Consider the following 16,967-nt stretch of genomic DNA (forward strand, 5'->3'; position numbering starts at 1 on the left):
TTAAAATAATTGTTTCGCCAATCGAACTACGTTGCTAACGGAAAACCCGAAGTAATCCAATACTTCATTGCCAGGACCTGATGCACCGAATGTATCGATGGACAATATTTTGCCTTTTGGTCCCGTGTAGCGTTCCCAGCCTAATGAAATACCCGCTTCAAGCGATACGCGCTTCGAGACGGACTCCGGAAGAACCGATTCTTTGTATGCATCGGATTGACGGTCGAACAGCTCTCTGCTCGGCATTGCAACAACGCGTACGGATCGTTTATCTTTCTCCAGCTCTGCTTTTGCATCCATTGCCAGTGAAACTTCAGACCCCGTTGCGATAAGGATAACATCCGGCTTATTATTCGTTTCGGACAATACATAAGCGCCTTTCGCCACGCCATCGACATTAGCCTTCGTTTCTTCGTATATCGGAAGATTCTGGCGGCTTAGCACGAGGGCAACTGGACCATCCTGCTGCTGCAAGGCATAAGCCCATGCATTTGCCGTTTCATTCGCATCTGACGGTCTGATGACCGTAAGACCTGGAATCGTCCGAAGCGCTGCGAGATGCTCGACTGGCTCATGTGTCGGCCCATCTTCCCCGACAGCAATTGAATCATGCGTAAATACATAGGTAACGGGCAGCTTCTGAATGGCAGCAAGACGAATCGCAGGCCGCAAATAATCGCTAAATACGAAGAACGTACTGACGAATGGTTTTACGCCGCCATGCAATGCAAGCCCGTTGCCCGCTGCTCCCATAGCATGCTCACGGACGCCGAAGTATATATTGCGGCCCGAATAGGAATCTACGGCGAAGGTTTGCTCTCCATTAATATCCGTCATTGTGGAGTGGGACAAGTCTGCACTGCCTCCGAATATCGAAGGTACCGACTTGATATAATGATTGATCGCTTGACCGCTTGCAACACGGGTAGAGATTGATTTGGAAGAATCAAAGGTTAGCAGATCAGCCGCTTCGAACCGTACGGATCCATCGATGACATTATCCAGCTCTTCCCCAAGCGCAGGATGACTCGCTTTATATGAAGCGACCAAGCTGTTCCATGCTTGTTCTTTCGACTCGCCGTTTTGCTTTAATTGCTCGAAATGAGCTTTTACGTCAGCAGGAACCGTGAAATCTTCCTCATGCTCCCAGCCATAGGCCGCTTTTGTTGCTTTTGCTTCTTCTATGCCAAGCGGGTTGCCATGCGCTTTGTTTGTACCGGCTACTTTGCTGCCGTAACCAATGATCGTGCGAACTTCGATAAGCGTTGGTTTAGAACTGTTTTGCTTAGCCGCTTCGATCGCTTTCGTAATTTGTTCGACATCGTTGCCGTCTTCAACGCGAAGATATTCCCATTGCGCCGATTCCGCTCTTTTTTGAATATTTTCGCCAAAGGAGAGGCTTAGGTCCCCGTCCAATGAAATATCATTGGAATCATACAGAACGACTAATTTGCCAAGCTTCATATGTCCCGCCATGGACATCGCTTCATAAGAAACGCCTTCCATCAAGCAGCCGTCACCGACTAATGCATACGTGTAATGATCGACGACGGGATAGCCTTCTTGATTGAATTTCGAAGCGAGATGCGCTTCTGCCATCGCCATTCCCACAGCCATCGCCAAGCCTTGGCCGAGTGGGCCAGTCGTAGCTTCGACGCCGTCCGTGTGGCCAAATTCAGGATGCCCTGGCGTTTTGCTGTTTAGCTTGCGGAATTGCTTCAAATCGTCGATCGTAACGTTGTAGCCCGACAAGTGAAGGAGACTATATAACAATGCGGAGCCGTGGCCCGCTGAAAGCACGAAACGATCGCGGTTAAACCATTTGGCATGGCCAGGATTGTGGTTCAGCAATTTGGACCATAGCGCGTATGCCATTGGAGCTGCACCCATTGGCAGACCCGGATGGCCGGAGTTTGCAGCGTTGATGGAATCAATGGACAGCGTGCGGATCGTATCGATAGAAAGTTGGTCAATGGTTTGTGTGATAGGCATATTGTTCTCCTTTTGCATCTGTATTTTCTTTTTCAGTTTTGGAATCAAACCACCAATGATAACCGTCTCTTGCGAGCAGCGCATCCGACTCGGCAGGACCGTAAGACCCAGCTGAGTAATGATGAAGCGGTACCGCATTTTCTTGGAACGCGTTCAATATCGGCTGTACCCATTTCCAAGACAGCTCGACTTCATCCCAGTGCGCGAAGAAGGTTGGATCACCATGCAAAGCATCATGAATGAGATTCTCATAGGCTTCAGGCACGTCACTCCTTATCGAGTGGAAATCTATTTGAATTGGTTTGAATTCACCTTTATGTTGTGGATCGCGAGTATTCAATTGCAAGCTAATGCCCTCATTCGGACTTATCTCAAATACAAGCAAATTAGGAACTCTCGTATCATCGTTCACTTTCGTTTGCTGCTTCAAAGGCTCTTTGAACTCGATCACGATCCGAGTTGATTTCTCTTTGAGTCTTTTTCCTGTACGAATATAGAATGGCACATCTCTCCAAAAAACATCGTCAATTTGCAATCTGGCTGCGATAAACGTATCATTCATTGACGACTGTGGGATGCTAGGCTCAGAGGTGTAGCCGACAACCGGCTTCCCTTGTATGGAACCCGCATCATATTGCCCGCGCACAACATGGGATTGCACATGCTCTTTCTCCAGCGGCTCGAGTGATTCCATGACCATTTTCTTTTTGAAACGAACGTCCTTGGACGTACTGTTCTTAGGCAGATGGATCGCCAGCATCATCAGCAATTGCAGCATGTGATTCTGGAACATATCCCTTACTGCGCCTACTTTATCGTAGTAACCGGCTCGTTCTTCTACGCCAACCGTTTCATTGGCTGTTATCTGTACGTTTGCAATGTACCGATTCGACCATAAAGCTTGCAGCACTGGATTCGATTGCTGCAGCACCTCCAGCTTCTGCACCATCGGCTTGCCGAGATAATGATCGATACGGAATACTTCATTTTCTTCAAACGTTTTACTTAGATGTTCATTCAAGTCACGCGCGGATTGCAGATCATGGCCGAATGGCTTCTCGATCATCAGGCGTTTCCAACCGCTAGTTGCGCCCAATCCGCTTTCTTTAATATTTGTTGCAATGGTTTCAAAAAATTCTGGACCAACGGATAGGTAGAACATCCGGTTAGGCGCTAAATCCAATTCCTTCTCGCGCTGTTCAATCATGCCGAGCAGCTTCTTATAGTCCTCTTTGTGACCGACATCCAATACGCTGTAGCGAAATCCGCTTAAGAAGCTGTTCAATTGTTCTTGGTCGCTTACTTCTCTTCTTGAGAAAGTGCGAAGTGAATGCTCAACGCTTGCCCGGAACGCTTCGTCGGATACTTCTCTTCTGCCGAGTCCAAAAACGGAAAATGATTGCGGCAGCTTTTGATCGATAAACAAATTATACAAGGCAGGGTAAATTTTTCTTTTGGCCAAATCCCCTGTCGCTCCAAACAAAACAAACGTGGTTGCCTCCATTTTCCTATCTCCCTCCAGTATGACCCTTATATATCACCATGAGCTTTTTCAAAATATAGGAAAGTGTATCATTCTGCCAACTTTCTCTATATTTCAGCGAAACGTTAGCTTAGCCGTTAGGGGACAGCTTCAGCCGTTACGCTTGATTTGTCAGAATGCTCTGGTTTCTTTTTCTTAGTTCCACTATAATACGAAATACAGCCATACAAGTAATTAATATATTTCACAGGAGCTATAGACCATGTCTATGAACAATTATGAGTTGTATAAGGTTTTTTATTGGTCTGCGAAGACCGGAAGCTTAACTCAGGCGTCAAAAGCGCTCTATATTACGCAGCCGAGCGTCAGTCACGCCATCAAGCAGCTTGAAGACAGCTTCGGCGTCACTTTGTTTTATCGCAACTCCAAAGGGGTCTCGCTTACCCAGGAGGGAGCGATCCTCTACTCTTACATAGAGCAGTCACAAATTCTAATTACGCTCGCCGAAGAGAAGCTTGGTGCGCTCAAAAACCTGGACAGCGGCGAGCTTCGTATCGGCGGCAGCGACTCCTTGTTCAAGCATTATTTGCTTGCTTACTTAGAAACCTTCCACCGCAACTATCCAGGCATCAAGCTTCAATTGATTCATGGCACAACACCGGAGATCATTGCTTTTCTGAAAGAAGGACGAATTGATTTAGGCGTTGTCCGCATGCCGATCGTTGATCCGCAGCTTGAGGTTCGGCAAGGCATCCAGCTGCAGGACTGCTTCGTCGCGGGCGACCATTTCGCAGAGTTAAAGAATGAGGTAGTATCGCTGGATAGATTGCTACAGCATCCTGTCATCTTATTCTCGCGCAACAGTCGAGCCCGAATGGCCATCACGGAATTATTCCAGGGCTACGGCTATGAGCTTAAGCCTGAAATCGAGGTAGGCAGCGTTGATCTTCTCATCGCATTTGCACGGAAAGGACTCGGTATCTCCTATGTAACCAGAGAGTTCGTCTCCAAGGAACTTGAAGAGGGCTCGCTCTTTGAGATTCAACTGGACGTAAAGCTGCCTCCCTCTCAGGTTGGACTCATGATTATGCGGAATATGCCCCTCTCTAGTGCGGCAAAAAAGTTCGTCGAAATTATAAAATAGGCTGCAGCCTTCGTCTTTTTCGGTTCTCGTTGCGGTCCGTATTCATATTAATAGTTGTTGGCGCCGCAACAATTTAGAGGTGAAGGCGGGCGATCGACATGACCAAGAATCAAAAGGCGCCATTCGACTACAAATCATATTGGGAAAATAACGATGCACAAAGCGGGACGTCTGGTAGTGGCTCATACGTAGTGTTAGCGGACTTGAAAGCGGATATTATCAATGCCTATATGCAGGAGCATACTGTTCAGAGCGTCATTGAATGACCTACAACCCGAAGCATTTCATCAATCATGCTTTTCTAAGCTGCGATCTGGTGGTGTGTATGGTACGGTTCGCGGAGCAGAAGCACAAAGAATTGTCATCAGCCCGTTTTATCAATTTACAAAGAAATTAATTACAAGCGAGCGATAGCTCCATCGCATGAAAAACCACCCTGGTATGAACGGCATCTCCATTGTTAAACACAACTAACAATGAGAGAGCATATTCACTACAGGGTGGTTTATTCGTTATAATGCGCCCGGTTCAAATGCCGGGAAATAGCAGAAATCGATATGCCCATTTACATCGACATTACGTCCCGCAGTACGTTTGGTATGGATAGGATGACTGAGCAGGCAGATCCACGAATGCCTCTTGGTCAGCGGAATAAGCATATGGGTTAGATAATGCTTGTAAAAATCTCAGCATGACATTAAGATCGTTTTCGTTAACCGCAGCTTGCAGCGCTTCTTCGACGCGGTGGTTGCGGGGTATGAGTGCAGGATTGCTGCTGCGCATCAACTGCTGAGCTTCTTCCTTAGTCTCCTGCTGCCTGCCCAGCCTTGCATGCCACTGGACCTGCCAATTGGCAAATTCGGCTGTGCTTAACAATCCCGTTTCCTCTTTTTTACCCAATGTTAATGAACGAAAGGTATTGGTGTAATCCGCATCTTGCTCCTTCATCATGTGAAGAAGCGAATTTATAAGGTCTTCATCCTCTGATTCCTCATTATATATGCCGAGTTTTGCTCTCATTCCCGCCAGCCAATTCCGCTTATATAATGCAATAAAATCCGATATGGCATCCTCCGCAAGCAGCACGGCTTCTTCCTCGTCCTCATGCAGCAGCGGCAATAGCGTTTCCGCGAACCTGGCGAGATTCCATGCCGCAATATGAGGTTGATTGCCATAGGCATAACGTCCATTAGCATCAATCGAGCTGAAAACGGTAGCAGGATCATACATGTCCATAAAGGCACACGGTCCGTAATCAATCGTTTCGCCGCTTAATGCCATGTTGTCCGTATTCATGACGCCATGAATAAAACCAACAAGCTGCCATTTGGCAATGAGCTTGGCTTGCCCTTTCACAACTTCCTGCAGCAAAGCAAGATAACGATTCTCATGTTCTGCAGCCTGCGGGTAATGCCTCTGCAAGGTGTAATCGGCAAGCTGCTGCAGCTCCTTCCTAGTCCCCCAATTCGCGATATATTGAAAGGTGCCGACACGGATATGGCTGGCTGCGACGCGCGTTAGGATTGCACCAGTCTGCTGCGTTTCACGGAAAATATACTCCCCTGTAGCAACGACTGCCAAACTTCGCGTTGTGGGAATGCCCAGCGCTTCCATTGCTTCGCTCATGATATACTCGCGGAGCATTGGGCCAAGGGCCGCCCTGCCGTCGCCGCCTCTGGAATATGGCGTCCTTCCTGAACCTTTCAACTGAATATCAACACGCTCGCCTTGTGGCGTTATTTGCTCGCCCAGCAATAATGCGCGACCATCCCCCAATCTGTTGAAATGACCGAATTGATGCCCTGCATACGCTTGAGCAAGCGGAGCAGCGCCTTCCGGGATTAAGTTCCCGGCAAGCACCGCCGTGCCATACCCGCTTCTCAGCGCTTCAACATTCAGTCCCAGGTCTGAAGCCAGTCGCTCATTAACAATCATAATAACAGGTGAGCTCACCGGCGGAGGGGTCATCCGGGTAAACAAAGTATCTGGAAGAAGAGCATAGCTGTTGTCAAAGTTCCATCCTGCATCTATATTAGTCTGATGGTTTGTCATGTTAGGTTAACTCCTATCTCTCATGAAAAGATTGAATATCACTAACGTTTATTATACCCTTTCCACTCAGGATTAGCTTGTTTAATGAATGCTATCCCTTTGTTAAACTGCGTTTGCATGATTCACAGCTTTCGTTTTTTGCGTGAATCGTTTTCTGCCGAGCAAATTCGCACCAATGACCCCGATAATTATAAGGAATGATCCGCAAATATGGTACCAAGCCAAATCCTCACCCAGTACAAACGTACTGCCAGCTATCGAAACGACGGTAGAGAGATTAATAAACACGCCTGCCTTAGATGCCTGAAGCTTAGATAGAATAAAATTACCCATAAGTGCCGTTGACAGCTGAACCGTACCCAAACATAGAATTAAAAGAACAAAAGCGCCGTTAGATAAAGGTGCGAGCAAGCTACCAAGTGAATCATTTACGGAATGTCCAACAAGTGTTATGAGCGATGTGGACATAAATCCAATGCCGACCATAAAAAAGCTTATTTCCGTCGTACTATAATGCTGGGAGATCGACCTCGCCAACACACTGTATCCGGCAAATACGATACTGGCCATGAGCAGCAGCAGAATGCCCGACATTTTAGATAAATCGATATTGCTTCCTTTCATCATGAATATAAAAACGACCCCGGAAACCGAAACAAGCGTAAACCATTTCTGAGAAAGCGTCGTAGCTTCTTTCAAAAAAACGGATGCGAACAGCATCGTAATAACAGGAGTAACCGCGTTGATAATCCCACCTTCAGCCGAAGTAGCATGCTGCAGCCCGAATGTTTGGAATGTGAAAAATCCAATGGGGTACATGGTCGCAAGCAGCAGCAATTTATATAATGGCTTGCCTCGGTAATTCAGCTTGATTATGCCAAGCGCAACCGAGACTATAAGAATCAGGAATGCTGCCGCGAAACGGAACGTCAATGTGTCGAATGGACTGGAATAGTCCAGTGACTTCTTAACAACTAGAAATGATATTCCTATAATCACAGCATTGATTACCGCGAGCAAATAAGCCAGTCGTACACCATTTAATTTAAAATTTTCATCTAAAACCATATTATTTTTCTTTTCCACTTCCATGATGATCATCCTCCAATATCATTGGTTACACATTTTACAGGTTACACATATTAGATACACAAGTTGTCTGTCAGTACTTACGGACATTCCGAAGATAAAAAAACTAGGGAGTCAATGCCCTAGCGAATAGTTTCACGCTCTCTTGCATGAATGGTTCCAACGAGATGTCAGGATACAATTTACCCGTATCCAAATCATTAATAAACGCCCCAAAATGCGCCATCATAAAGGTAAATGCCTGCAGCTTATGATTCGTATGAATCATTTTTCCTTGCTCGCTCATCTCGATGAAATAATTCGTCAAAATTTCCAAAAGCTGCAGCGGATGCTGATGCGTACGCTCTCGAAAGCCAGGTAATTGAACCTCATCCTTCATGCTGATTTGAATCATCTTCCGATTGCGGTTCATGATCTCATGGTAAGTTCGGCAAACGGTTAACAGGTCAGCCTCCAGCTCCCAAACCAGCTTTTCCTTGAAAATCTTACGCATCTCCTCCGCATAATGATAACGGTCAAATGCGGCTTCGAGTAGCTTCTGCTTGCTTCCAAAATGACGGAACAGCGTTTTCTCGCTTAAACCGGCGGCAGTCGCAATTTCCTGCGTCGTTACACCATTATATCCCCTCTCGGAGATCAAATTAATGGCAGCTAATAACAATTTATCGCTGCTGCTCGCTTTTTCTATATCCATCATCCAGTCCGCCCCCAAAGAATGTCAGTGACTACTGACATCATCGTAAAGCATCGCTGCTCTTTAGTCAAGTGGTGAATGAAAATAAGTATTTCATTGCTTTCTAAAACGCATTGTTTGATTTATAATATGAAAAACAGATACAAATTATAGAAAAACACATCATTATTATCGCAGGAGTAATTAAATATATGAAAAATTATGTCGCAAACCATGCAGAAAGCATCATTAACAACAGATACTTAGGCAAAAGCTTATTTTCAGCTTTTTTTCTTGCTGTATTCTTCACAGATATATACATTGATAATTTCACATTGTTTCAATTCGGCTATTTGCTGCTTTGCTTGCTCATTGGTCTAGCTTTTTGGAAAGAAACATGGGCACGAAGCGTTTGGGTAGGTATAATCGTAGTCGCTAAAGTTTTTTTGGAGCAATCCGAAGTATTTAAAGTCCATGATAACGTCCTCTTGCGTATTCTCACATTAAGCATCACCTATTTCCTTACCTCGACATCCATTTCATTCATGATTCTGTTTTACATGAAGCAGAAACAGAACACGCTGCAGCTTACCTTCACATTGGCGAAAGCACTGGACTCAAGGGATCACTATACCGCAGATCATTCCGACAATGTGGCCTATTACTCCAAGCGGATTGCTGAAGAAATGAACTTGTCGAAGCTGGCTTGCGAACGCATATTTATTGGAGGCATTCTTCATGATATCGGAAAAATCGGAGTGCCTGAACATATTTTAATGAAACCTTCACGATTAACAGAAGAGGAGTTTACAATCATTAAGGCACACCCCTTGACCGGTTATGACATGCTCAGCCATATTTCGAACTTTAAGCGCTCGGGCATACTCGATATGATTTTGCATCATCATGAAAGATTTGACGGCTTCGGATATCCAAGCGGCATTGCAGAGAACCGAATTCCACTCGCTGCCAGAATCATGGCCGTTGCCGACACCTTTGATGCGATGACGTCCAAAAGAGTCTATCGAGGCGAACTGGATATTGGGTACGCCATTGCAGAAATTCAGAAAAATGCGGGAACGCAATTTGACCCCCAAGTTGTTCATGCTTTCATAAACATTTGGAATCGCGAAGGCACGAAGCTTTTGCCCAAATACGCCCTGCCATCTTGACTAAGGAATAAGTCCATGTTATTTTTTAATGAATCGATACTACTATAAGGAGGGATAAAGCGATGATAGAGCTAGAGGTTGTAGATGTTCATGTGAACCTGTCTTCTAACATGCACGTTGACATGGTTCACCAAATTACAAGGCAGCTTCCGGAGCTTTATCCTTCCATGAATAAATGTACTTAGCGATAATTTCAATATTCGCTTCGTCTTTTTGCCATATCGTTGGGTAAGGTCTAACGCAAAAACACCGGTTGCCTGGTGTTTTTTGCGTTTTTTTCTTTTCTTCCGGATAATATAATGATAATAGCATGATATTTAACATTATGGAGGACAAAAAGATGTCATTAATACAAGTTACAAACCTTACGTTTGCCTATGACGGCAGTTACGATAACATATTTGAAAACGTGAATTTCCAAATCGATACCGATTGGAAATTAGGCTTTACGGGAAGAAATGGGCGTGGAAAGACGACCTTTCTAGGCTTGCTCCTCGGCAAATTTGAATACAGCGGCCATATTTCTGCAAGTGTCCAATTTGAATATTTCCCTTTCCATGTTGAAAACAAAGAGAAAATTACGCTTGATGTCATCCACGACATTTATCCGGATTATATTCATTGGGAATTGATGCGCGAGCTTTCCTTGCTGCAAGTCACGGAGGACGTGTTGGATCGGCCTTTTGAATCCTTATCTAACGGAGAGCAGACAAAAGTGCTGCTGGCGGCATTATTTTTGAAGGAAAACCGTTTTTTGTTGATTGACGAACCTACCAACCATCTCGACATGGCCGGGAGAAAGCTTGTCAGCCAGTATTTGAATCATAAAAGCGGTTATATTCTCGTTTCCCATGACCGATCCTTTCTCGATAACTGCGTCGATCACATCCTTTCCATCAATAAAACAAACATTGAGATCCAAAAAGGAAATTTCTCGGCATGGTGGGAAAATAAAAGGCGGCAAGACCACTTTGAGCTGGCGGAAAATGAAAAGCTGAAAAAAGACATTAAACGCTTATCCGATTCTGCCAAGCGGACGGGCAATTGGTCGCATGAAGTGGAAAAAACAAAAAACGGAACAAGAAATTCCGGTTCCAAGGTAGACAAAGGATATATCGGCCATAAAGCTGCCAAAATGATGAAACGGTCCAAAGCCATTGAACAGAGGCAGCAATCCGCAGTGGAAGAGAAGTCTAAGCTGCTTAAAAACATTGAAAATGCAGACAGCTTGAAAATTTCGCAGATGGCTTTTCACAAAAACCAACTTGCTGAGCTTGATCATGTTTCCATTTATTATGATGAGAAGAAGGTTTGTTCCGATCTCAGTTTTACGATTGAGCAAGGTGAGCGCATCGCTCTTTCGGGCAGAAACGGCTCTGGAAAATCAAGCATCATCAAATTGATTTGTGGCGAGGAGATCCGTTATACAGGCAGCTTCAGCAAAGACAGCCAGCTTAAAATTTCTTACGTTTCCCAAGATACGTCATTTCTCCAAGGAAATTTGACTGATTATGCAAGAGATAATGACATTGATGAAAGTCTCTTCAAATCCATTTTGAGAAAGCTGGACTTCTCCAGACTGCAATTGGAGAAAGAGATTTCAACTTATAGCGGAGGACAAAAGAAGAAAGTGCTTATTGCAAAAAGCTTAAGTGAAAACGTTCATCTTCATGTTTGGGATGAGCCGTTAAACTTCATCGATGTGATCTCTCGCATGCAAATTGAAGAATTGCTGCTGGAATACACGCCTACCATTCTCTTTGTCGAGCATGATAAACAATTTTGTGACCATATCGCTACAAAAATCATTTCACTCTAAAATGATTTCGACATGCATCTGCAAATGGATTGACGATAAACCATACAAAAACCGAAGCGGGCATGCGATGCCCGCTTCGGTTTTTCGCTTTTCTATTAAGAAATGACAAGCCCGCCATCAACCTGTATGATCTGACCCGTGATCCAATCCGATTCCGAATCCGCCAAATGCATGATCCATTTTGCCACATCCTCCGGCACGCCTCTTCTGCCGAGCGGGATTGCTTGACGTTCCTGCTCCTTGACGGCTTGGATCTGATCATCAGAAAGGCCCATCCGATCGCGAAGAAACGCCGTTTCTACCGGACCGCTTGCGATTGCGTTAACGCGGATGCCCTTCGGTGCGAGCTCCAGCGCCCAGCAGCGTGTCAAATGCTCTGCGGCAGCCTTGCTCGCCGCATAAAGCGAGATTCCAGCAGCTGCTTTACTGCCATATGTGCTGGAAATGTTAATAATAGTCCCTTTCGTTTTTTCAAGATAAGGAATAGCTGCAGAGGCAAGCAATGTAGGAGCCGTAACGTTAACCGCAAAAATATCATGAATCGATTTCGCATTCACCTCAGCAAGAGGTTGAATGACACCACTTCCAGCATTGTTCACTATGATATCAATACGACCCCAATGTGCAATCGCAGCATCAACAGTTCTTGCTGCCGACTCCGGATCACTCGCATCTGCGACAAAAGCCTTCACATTCGGATTGCTTGCTGCAATTGCCTCCAAAGGACCTTTTTGACGACCCGTTATGAGCACCTTTATCCCCTTTGCGGCCATCAACTTTGCTGCAGCAAGTCCGATTCCAGCACCGCCGCCTGTTATAATTGCTACTTTATCTATAGTCATGTTCGTTTCTCCTTTTGAAATCAAGGTATGGTTTTTAATGCCTGCGAATTTATTGAAGTTTTCAATTATAGTTATTTGTTTAATAGTTAATCGATTAATCATTATACAAAGCTGTCCTTTTCAAAGGACAGACATTCAAACTTTTAATACAACTTGTTCAACAAAACCTTAAGCTGTTCCTGTTCATTCTGCGATAGTTTATTACCCACATGTTGAACGATCGTCTGCTCGTAGACAGGCCATACATTCGATATGAGCTCGTCGCCTTCTGGCGTTAAACGGACTAAAATTCTTCTCCTATTCGCTGGATCGAAATTTCTGCGAATACGACCTGCTTGCTCCAAAGTGTTCAATAAATTGCTTATATTCGCTCTCGTAACCGCAAGGTCATCACTGAGCTCGGACGGTACCATTGCTTTTCCGCTAGACTTAAGAGCAACAAGCACACACCATCGTCCAAGTGTCAAATCGAACTTTCCAAGTTGTTCTTCCAACTGCTGAACCAAATGGTGATTGGTTTTATACAACGTTAGAAATACATGGACCGGTAATATCGGTTGTTCAAATGGGCTCCATTTCTCGATACAATATGGCCTCCTTTAAACGGTTAATCTATTAACTGTTTACCACTTAACTATATTCACAGCTGCTTGCATTGTCAAGCATAAACTATTTATGTACAAGCCCCGTTTCAAGAAAAACAAACAGGGCTTGCGGAAATAATAATCTCAAATCACACATCCGGTAAACTACGCTTTACGTAATGGAAATCATGCAAAGCTTATCCCTGTAAGCTCTTCGCTCAATGCCCAAAGTCGTTCGGCAGACGTTTTATCCACAGCCCATGGCGATACGCCGGCTATGCTAAACTCCCCAATTTGATCCTTGGCAACGAGAGGGGCAATATCAACGTTTTGGCAATATACGCCACCTATCCCGGCAAGCTGACTGCTGACTGCGCACCAGATTATAGTGGCTGCTCCCTCCGGCACCGTTTTTCGCTCTTCCGTCGTTTCTGAGAACGCCCGCTGCCCTTGCTCATCCAGTGCCCCCATGCTTTTCATTTCCTCGTCGGTCAGATGACGGGAGAGATCGGTAACAATCGTGCCGGGATGGACAGAGAAGGCTCTTACTCCATGCGCACTCCCTCTGCTGTCCAGCTCAAGCGCGAACAGAGCATTCGCAGTTTTGGATTGGCCGTAAGCCTCCCATTTGCTATATGGACGATGGACATAATTCGGATCTTCGAAATGGAAGTCGCTCAACCGATGTCCGCCTGACGAAACGGAGATGACCCTTGCTCCGTTAGCTAGCTTTAATGCTGGCCATAAACGAGCAGCAAGCTGAAAATGTCCTAAATGATTAGTCGCGAATTGGAGCTCGTTCCCTCTGCTGTCGCGCTGCTCCGATATAGCCATTATGCCGGCACAATTCACGAGAATATGCAAAGGGCGTTTTGTTTGTTCGAAGCGATGAGCGAACTGCTCGATCGAATCGGGATTAGCAAGATCAAGTTCTTCCAGCTCCGCGTTAGGAATGGCTGCTAAAGCCTTTTCGGCTTTTTCCCGTGATCGAGCCGGTACAATAACATGTGCTCCTGCTGCTGCAAGCACGCGTGACACTTCTAAGCCAATGCCCGAATAGCCGCCTGTGACGATTGCGATTTTCCCTTTCAAATCGGTTCCCTTCACTAGCTCTTCAGCGGTTGTCCGAGGTCCATATCCCGTGTGAAGCGGTGCTTGGGGCGTACGTTCCCAATTGTCGTTTATATTCATTCGTAGCTCTCCTTCGATTTACCATCTTTGATTTCCTGAAAATGGGCAAGCTTGAACTGGATTAATTGATGCGTAGCCTCTAATTCCTTCAATTGGCGTTCAATGTCTTGCCGGTGCTCATCGAGCAAAACGAAACATTGCGCTTCCTCGTGTAACTCATAATAGTTTACATATTGCTGTATTTTTTTGAGCGGCATATGGGTCCGCTTCAGATATGTTAGAAATCGAATGCGGCCAATGTCCTCGCTCGTATACATTCGCTGCATGCCTGCGCCACGCTGTGGCGAGGTGAGCAGTCCTATTTTCTCGTAATAGCGCAGCGTATCAGCAGAAAGCTCTGTCATTTCCGATACTTCCGAAATCGTAAAGCTTGGTTTATCCCTATCTTTGTGCATGTATTCCTCCCTCCTACTTCCACAAGCTCCCCAACGGATACAACATTAAAGGCTGGAGTATGCTCTAAGTCAAGTTATCTCTATCCATTTTTCACAATTATCCACTGAAGTTAATCTTACCGGATTCAGAATGCAATCTATCCGACATTGTTATTTGTGGATTTTACCCCTTTGTCTATCTTGTCATTCCATTGCGATGATGAATGCCCGTCAGTATTCGACACTGACCATTTCATATTTGTCACAAATAATAAGACAACGTCGTTTTATGTTCGAATGACCAAATGAATGGATGGCAACCATAGTAATAAGGCTGCCTCATACTAGGAGGATTAACATGAAAATAGTCGTTATTGGCGGTACTGGACTTATCGGATCAAAACTTGTGAGCAACCTTCGTCAGCTAGGCCACGAGGCAGTAGCAGCCTCGCCGTCCGCCGGTGTCAACGCCGTTACTGGAGAAGGGCTCGCTGCTGCGCTTAACGGCGCTCAAGTAGTCGTAGACGTAGCTAACTCGCCTTCGTTTGAAGATAACGCCGTTCTGGCATTTTTTGAAAAATCGACGCAAAACCTTCTTGCAGCCGAGGCAGAGGCTGGTGTGAAGCATCACGTCGCGCTATCCGTCGTGGGCACGGAACGTCTGCTTGAAAGTGGATATTTCCGTGCGAAAATGGCCCAAGAAGAGCTGATTAAGTCTTCTGCGGTTCCTTATACGATTGTTCGTGCGACACAGTTTTTCGAGTTTATCAATAGCATCGCTTATGTATCGACGGAAGGGCAAAGCGTTCGATTGCCTTCTGCTTCCGTACAGCCCATCGTTTCAGGCGACGTTGCCGAAGCTTTAGTCGAATTTGCGCTCGCTGCACCCGCGAATGGCACCGTCGAAGTGGCTGGACCAGATCGGATGGGGCTTGACGAGCTTGTTCGCCGATTCCTGCATGTTCAGCAAGATAATCGTGAAGTAATCACTGACGACAATGCCCGTTACTTTGGCGCACAATTGAACGATCAATCTCTCGTCCCCGCCGGCGACAACCCACATATCACGTCGACGCGGTTTGAGGATTGGCTTAGCAGCTCCAAAGCATAAGTTTTTCTTTTCAACGTATTACGCTTCATAATAAAAAAAGAGCCTTCAGTTCCACTTTATAGTGGATTGAAGGTTCTTTATCTGTTTCATTCCATTAAAATCCTTTTCCGCCGAGCGGACGAACTTTTACTGCGCTGGCGCCAGCGATTAAATGCCTGCAGCTGCCAATAAGCTCTCGTACTTTTTCGTTTTTCAATGAAGCGGCATGCGCCTCCTCGTTCTCCCACAGCTCCGTAATCCACAATTCATCTGGATTATCTTCAGCGGCATGCAGGATATAATAGATGCAGCCTTCCATATCGTTCAATGTCTCGCTGGAACTCAGCATTTTATCGGCAAGTTCTTCCCTTTTGCCGGGCTGAGCTGTCAGTTTTCCGAACATCGCATATTTACTCATCACTAAACACCCTTTCCACTTTTCTTTTCCGTTAGCATAGCTTCGTAATGTGCAAGCATTCGTGCGCTGGCATTTTTCATTTGCAGCACGAGCAGTTCGGAGTCAATCTGCAAGCCTGTACTGTATGGCATCAGAAAATACGGTACATAAGTCTGCAAGGTTGAGCGCTCCAATCGGAATACCGCTTCTTCTGGTTTACGCTCCACTAGCGCATGGCCAAATAGCCAATGCCGGCAAAGCTCGTTGAGTACCTGCTCCTTCGCCTTAATCCCTACGGTCTCAAGCTCAGCGGAACCGGCTGGATCCAGAAGCAAGCTGCTGAGCAAGTGGTCTTTTGCCGAGAATGCCAGCGGACGCTCAAAGCTTCCGTCCGTCTCCGCAAGACTTCGAATACGATCTACCCTAAAGTTTCTAGTCTCTTGCCGATACCCGCAATACCCAACCGTATACCAGCTGCCTTTCCAATAGACGATTCCATAGGGATCAAAAAGCCTGGAAGGTGTCTGGCCCCCCTTGCCTCTCTCATATACCATTTCGAGCGTACGTCCTTGTCCTGCCGCCTCCTCCAGCGTTTGCAAATACGCTTGGTAAACGCCGTCTATAGGAGGATATATGACCGATAAACCGCTGCTGTGGCGCTCGAGATGGTCCAGCTGCTTCTCATTCGCATAGTGCTTCAGCTTGTCCATCGCTCTTGCTAAAGCATCAGAATAGGGATAACCAGCCTCCTTTGCGAATATCGAGGCATGAATTAATCCTTTCTGCTCTTCGGCATCGAAGATGAGCGGAGAATCGGCGAAATGACTTAAAATGCTGTAGCCGCCATTTGGTCCCGAATCCGCTATAATCGGCACTCCGCTGGCGCATAATGAATCGATGCAACGATAAACCGTTCTTACGTGTATCTCCAACTCCTCTGCCAATTGCTTGGCAGTCACACGCTTGCCTGACCGAAGCAGCCACAGGATCGATAACATATTGTCCGCTTTCGTCATCCTTACCTTCTTTCCCTTAAGCGACCGAAATGAGCCCTTTAGCTAGGCC

Annotated in this window: 16 protein-coding genes; 5 read left to right on the forward strand and 11 right to left on the reverse strand. The window is 45.8% G+C overall.

Annotation, left to right across the window (positions count from 1 at the left end; genetic code table 11):
• The gene (gene tkt / locus FHS16_RS09260; RefSeq protein WP_183561407.1) at positions 1–1,986 is read right to left on the reverse strand and encodes a transketolase; all 1,986 of its coding nucleotides are present in this window, start codon (positions 1,984–1,986) and stop codon (positions 1–3) included.
• Positions 1,970–3,496, reverse strand: coding sequence for a glucose-6-phosphate dehydrogenase (gene zwf, locus FHS16_RS09265; protein ID WP_183561168.1), 1,527 nt, complete (start codon positions 3,494–3,496; stop codon positions 1,970–1,972). The genes tkt and zwf overlap by 17 nt, the downstream gene beginning before the upstream one ends.
• Before the next feature lie 241 nt (positions 3,497–3,737).
• On the opposite strand from zwf, the gene FHS16_RS09270 reads away from it, so the two are divergent.
• Complete coding sequence (locus FHS16_RS09270) at positions 3,738–4,619, forward strand: LysR family transcriptional regulator (protein ID WP_183561170.1); 882 nt, start codon at positions 3,738–3,740, stop codon at positions 4,617–4,619.
• A gap of 98 nt (positions 4,620–4,717) precedes the next feature.
• A complete protein-coding gene (locus FHS16_RS09275; RefSeq protein WP_183561172.1) occupies positions 4,718–4,885 on the forward strand; it encodes a hypothetical protein in 168 nt (55 codons plus the stop codon).
• Positions 4,886–5,195: 310 nt separating this feature from the next.
• Here FHS16_RS09275 and FHS16_RS09280 read toward each other — a convergent pair whose 3' ends face one another.
• From FHS16_RS09280 to FHS16_RS09290, 3 genes are all read right to left on the reverse strand, one after another.
• The gene (locus FHS16_RS09280) at positions 5,196–6,671 is read right to left on the reverse strand and encodes a protein adenylyltransferase SelO (protein ID WP_183561174.1); all 1,476 of its coding nucleotides are present in this window, start codon (positions 6,669–6,671) and stop codon (positions 5,196–5,198) included.
• A 102-nt stretch (positions 6,672–6,773) separates the two neighbouring features.
• A complete protein-coding gene (locus FHS16_RS09285) occupies positions 6,774–7,763 on the reverse strand; it encodes a DMT family transporter (protein ID WP_246431672.1) in 990 nt (329 codons plus the stop codon).
• A 103-nt stretch (positions 7,764–7,866) separates the two neighbouring features.
• A complete protein-coding gene (locus tag FHS16_RS09290) occupies positions 7,867–8,457 on the reverse strand; it encodes a TetR/AcrR family transcriptional regulator (RefSeq protein ID WP_376769661.1) in 591 nt (196 codons plus the stop codon).
• A 188-nt stretch (positions 8,458–8,645) separates the two neighbouring features.
• Here FHS16_RS09290 and FHS16_RS09295 point away from each other — a divergent pair, with 188 nt between their 5' ends.
• Both FHS16_RS09295 and FHS16_RS09300 read left to right on the forward strand, forming a co-directional pair.
• Complete coding sequence (locus tag FHS16_RS09295) at positions 8,646–9,605, forward strand: HD-GYP domain-containing protein (protein ID WP_246431673.1); 960 nt, start codon at positions 8,646–8,648, stop codon at positions 9,603–9,605.
• Positions 9,606–9,945: 340 nt separating this feature from the next.
• Positions 9,946–11,424 (forward strand): Lsa family ABC-F type ribosomal protection protein, encoded by a 1,479-nt coding sequence (locus FHS16_RS09300; protein WP_183561176.1) that lies wholly within the window; start codon positions 9,946–9,948, stop codon positions 11,422–11,424.
• Positions 11,425–11,519: 95 nt separating this feature from the next.
• Here the strand turns inward: FHS16_RS09300 and FHS16_RS09305 are convergent, their stop codons facing one another.
• The 4 genes from FHS16_RS09305 to FHS16_RS09320 form a co-directional block, all read right to left on the reverse strand.
• Positions 11,520–12,266, reverse strand: a complete 747-nt coding sequence (locus FHS16_RS09305; protein WP_183561178.1) for an SDR family NAD(P)-dependent oxidoreductase — start codon at positions 12,264–12,266, stop codon at positions 11,520–11,522.
• A 143-nt stretch (positions 12,267–12,409) separates the two neighbouring features.
• Positions 12,410–12,733, reverse strand: a complete 324-nt coding sequence (locus FHS16_RS09310) for a MarR family winged helix-turn-helix transcriptional regulator (protein WP_183561180.1) — start codon at positions 12,731–12,733, stop codon at positions 12,410–12,412.
• 303 nt (positions 12,734–13,036) lie between these two features.
• Entirely contained in the window at positions 13,037–14,041 is a 1,005-nt protein-coding gene (locus FHS16_RS09315) for an oxidoreductase (protein WP_183561182.1), read from the reverse strand.
• On the reverse strand, positions 14,038–14,436 hold the full coding sequence (locus tag FHS16_RS09320) for a MerR family transcriptional regulator (RefSeq protein ID WP_183561184.1): 399 nt from the start codon (positions 14,434–14,436) through the stop codon (positions 14,038–14,040). The genes FHS16_RS09315 and FHS16_RS09320 overlap by 4 nt, the downstream gene beginning before the upstream one ends.
• A 337-nt stretch (positions 14,437–14,773) precedes the next feature.
• Here FHS16_RS09320 and FHS16_RS09325 point away from each other — a divergent pair, with 337 nt between their 5' ends.
• The gene (locus FHS16_RS09325) at positions 14,774–15,526 is read left to right on the forward strand and encodes an SDR family oxidoreductase (protein ID WP_183561186.1); all 753 of its coding nucleotides are present in this window, start codon (positions 14,774–14,776) and stop codon (positions 15,524–15,526) included.
• Between the two features lie 94 nt (positions 15,527–15,620).
• Here the strand turns inward: FHS16_RS09325 and FHS16_RS09330 are convergent, their stop codons facing one another.
• Together FHS16_RS09330 and FHS16_RS09335 are read right to left on the reverse strand one after the other, a co-directional pair.
• Positions 15,621–15,923, reverse strand: a complete 303-nt coding sequence (locus FHS16_RS09330; protein WP_183561188.1) for a putative quinol monooxygenase — start codon at positions 15,921–15,923, stop codon at positions 15,621–15,623.
• Positions 15,924–15,925: 2 nt separating this feature from the next.
• Positions 15,926–16,918 (reverse strand): helix-turn-helix transcriptional regulator, encoded by a 993-nt coding sequence (locus FHS16_RS09335; RefSeq protein WP_183561190.1) that lies wholly within the window; start codon positions 16,916–16,918, stop codon positions 15,926–15,928.
• Positions 16,919–16,967: the final 49 nt, after the last annotated feature.

Origin of the sequence: Paenibacillus endophyticus (genome assembly GCF_014192395.1) — a bacterium.
Taxonomy (GTDB): domain Bacteria; phylum Bacillota; class Bacilli; order Paenibacillales; family Paenibacillaceae; genus Pristimantibacillus; species Pristimantibacillus endophyticus.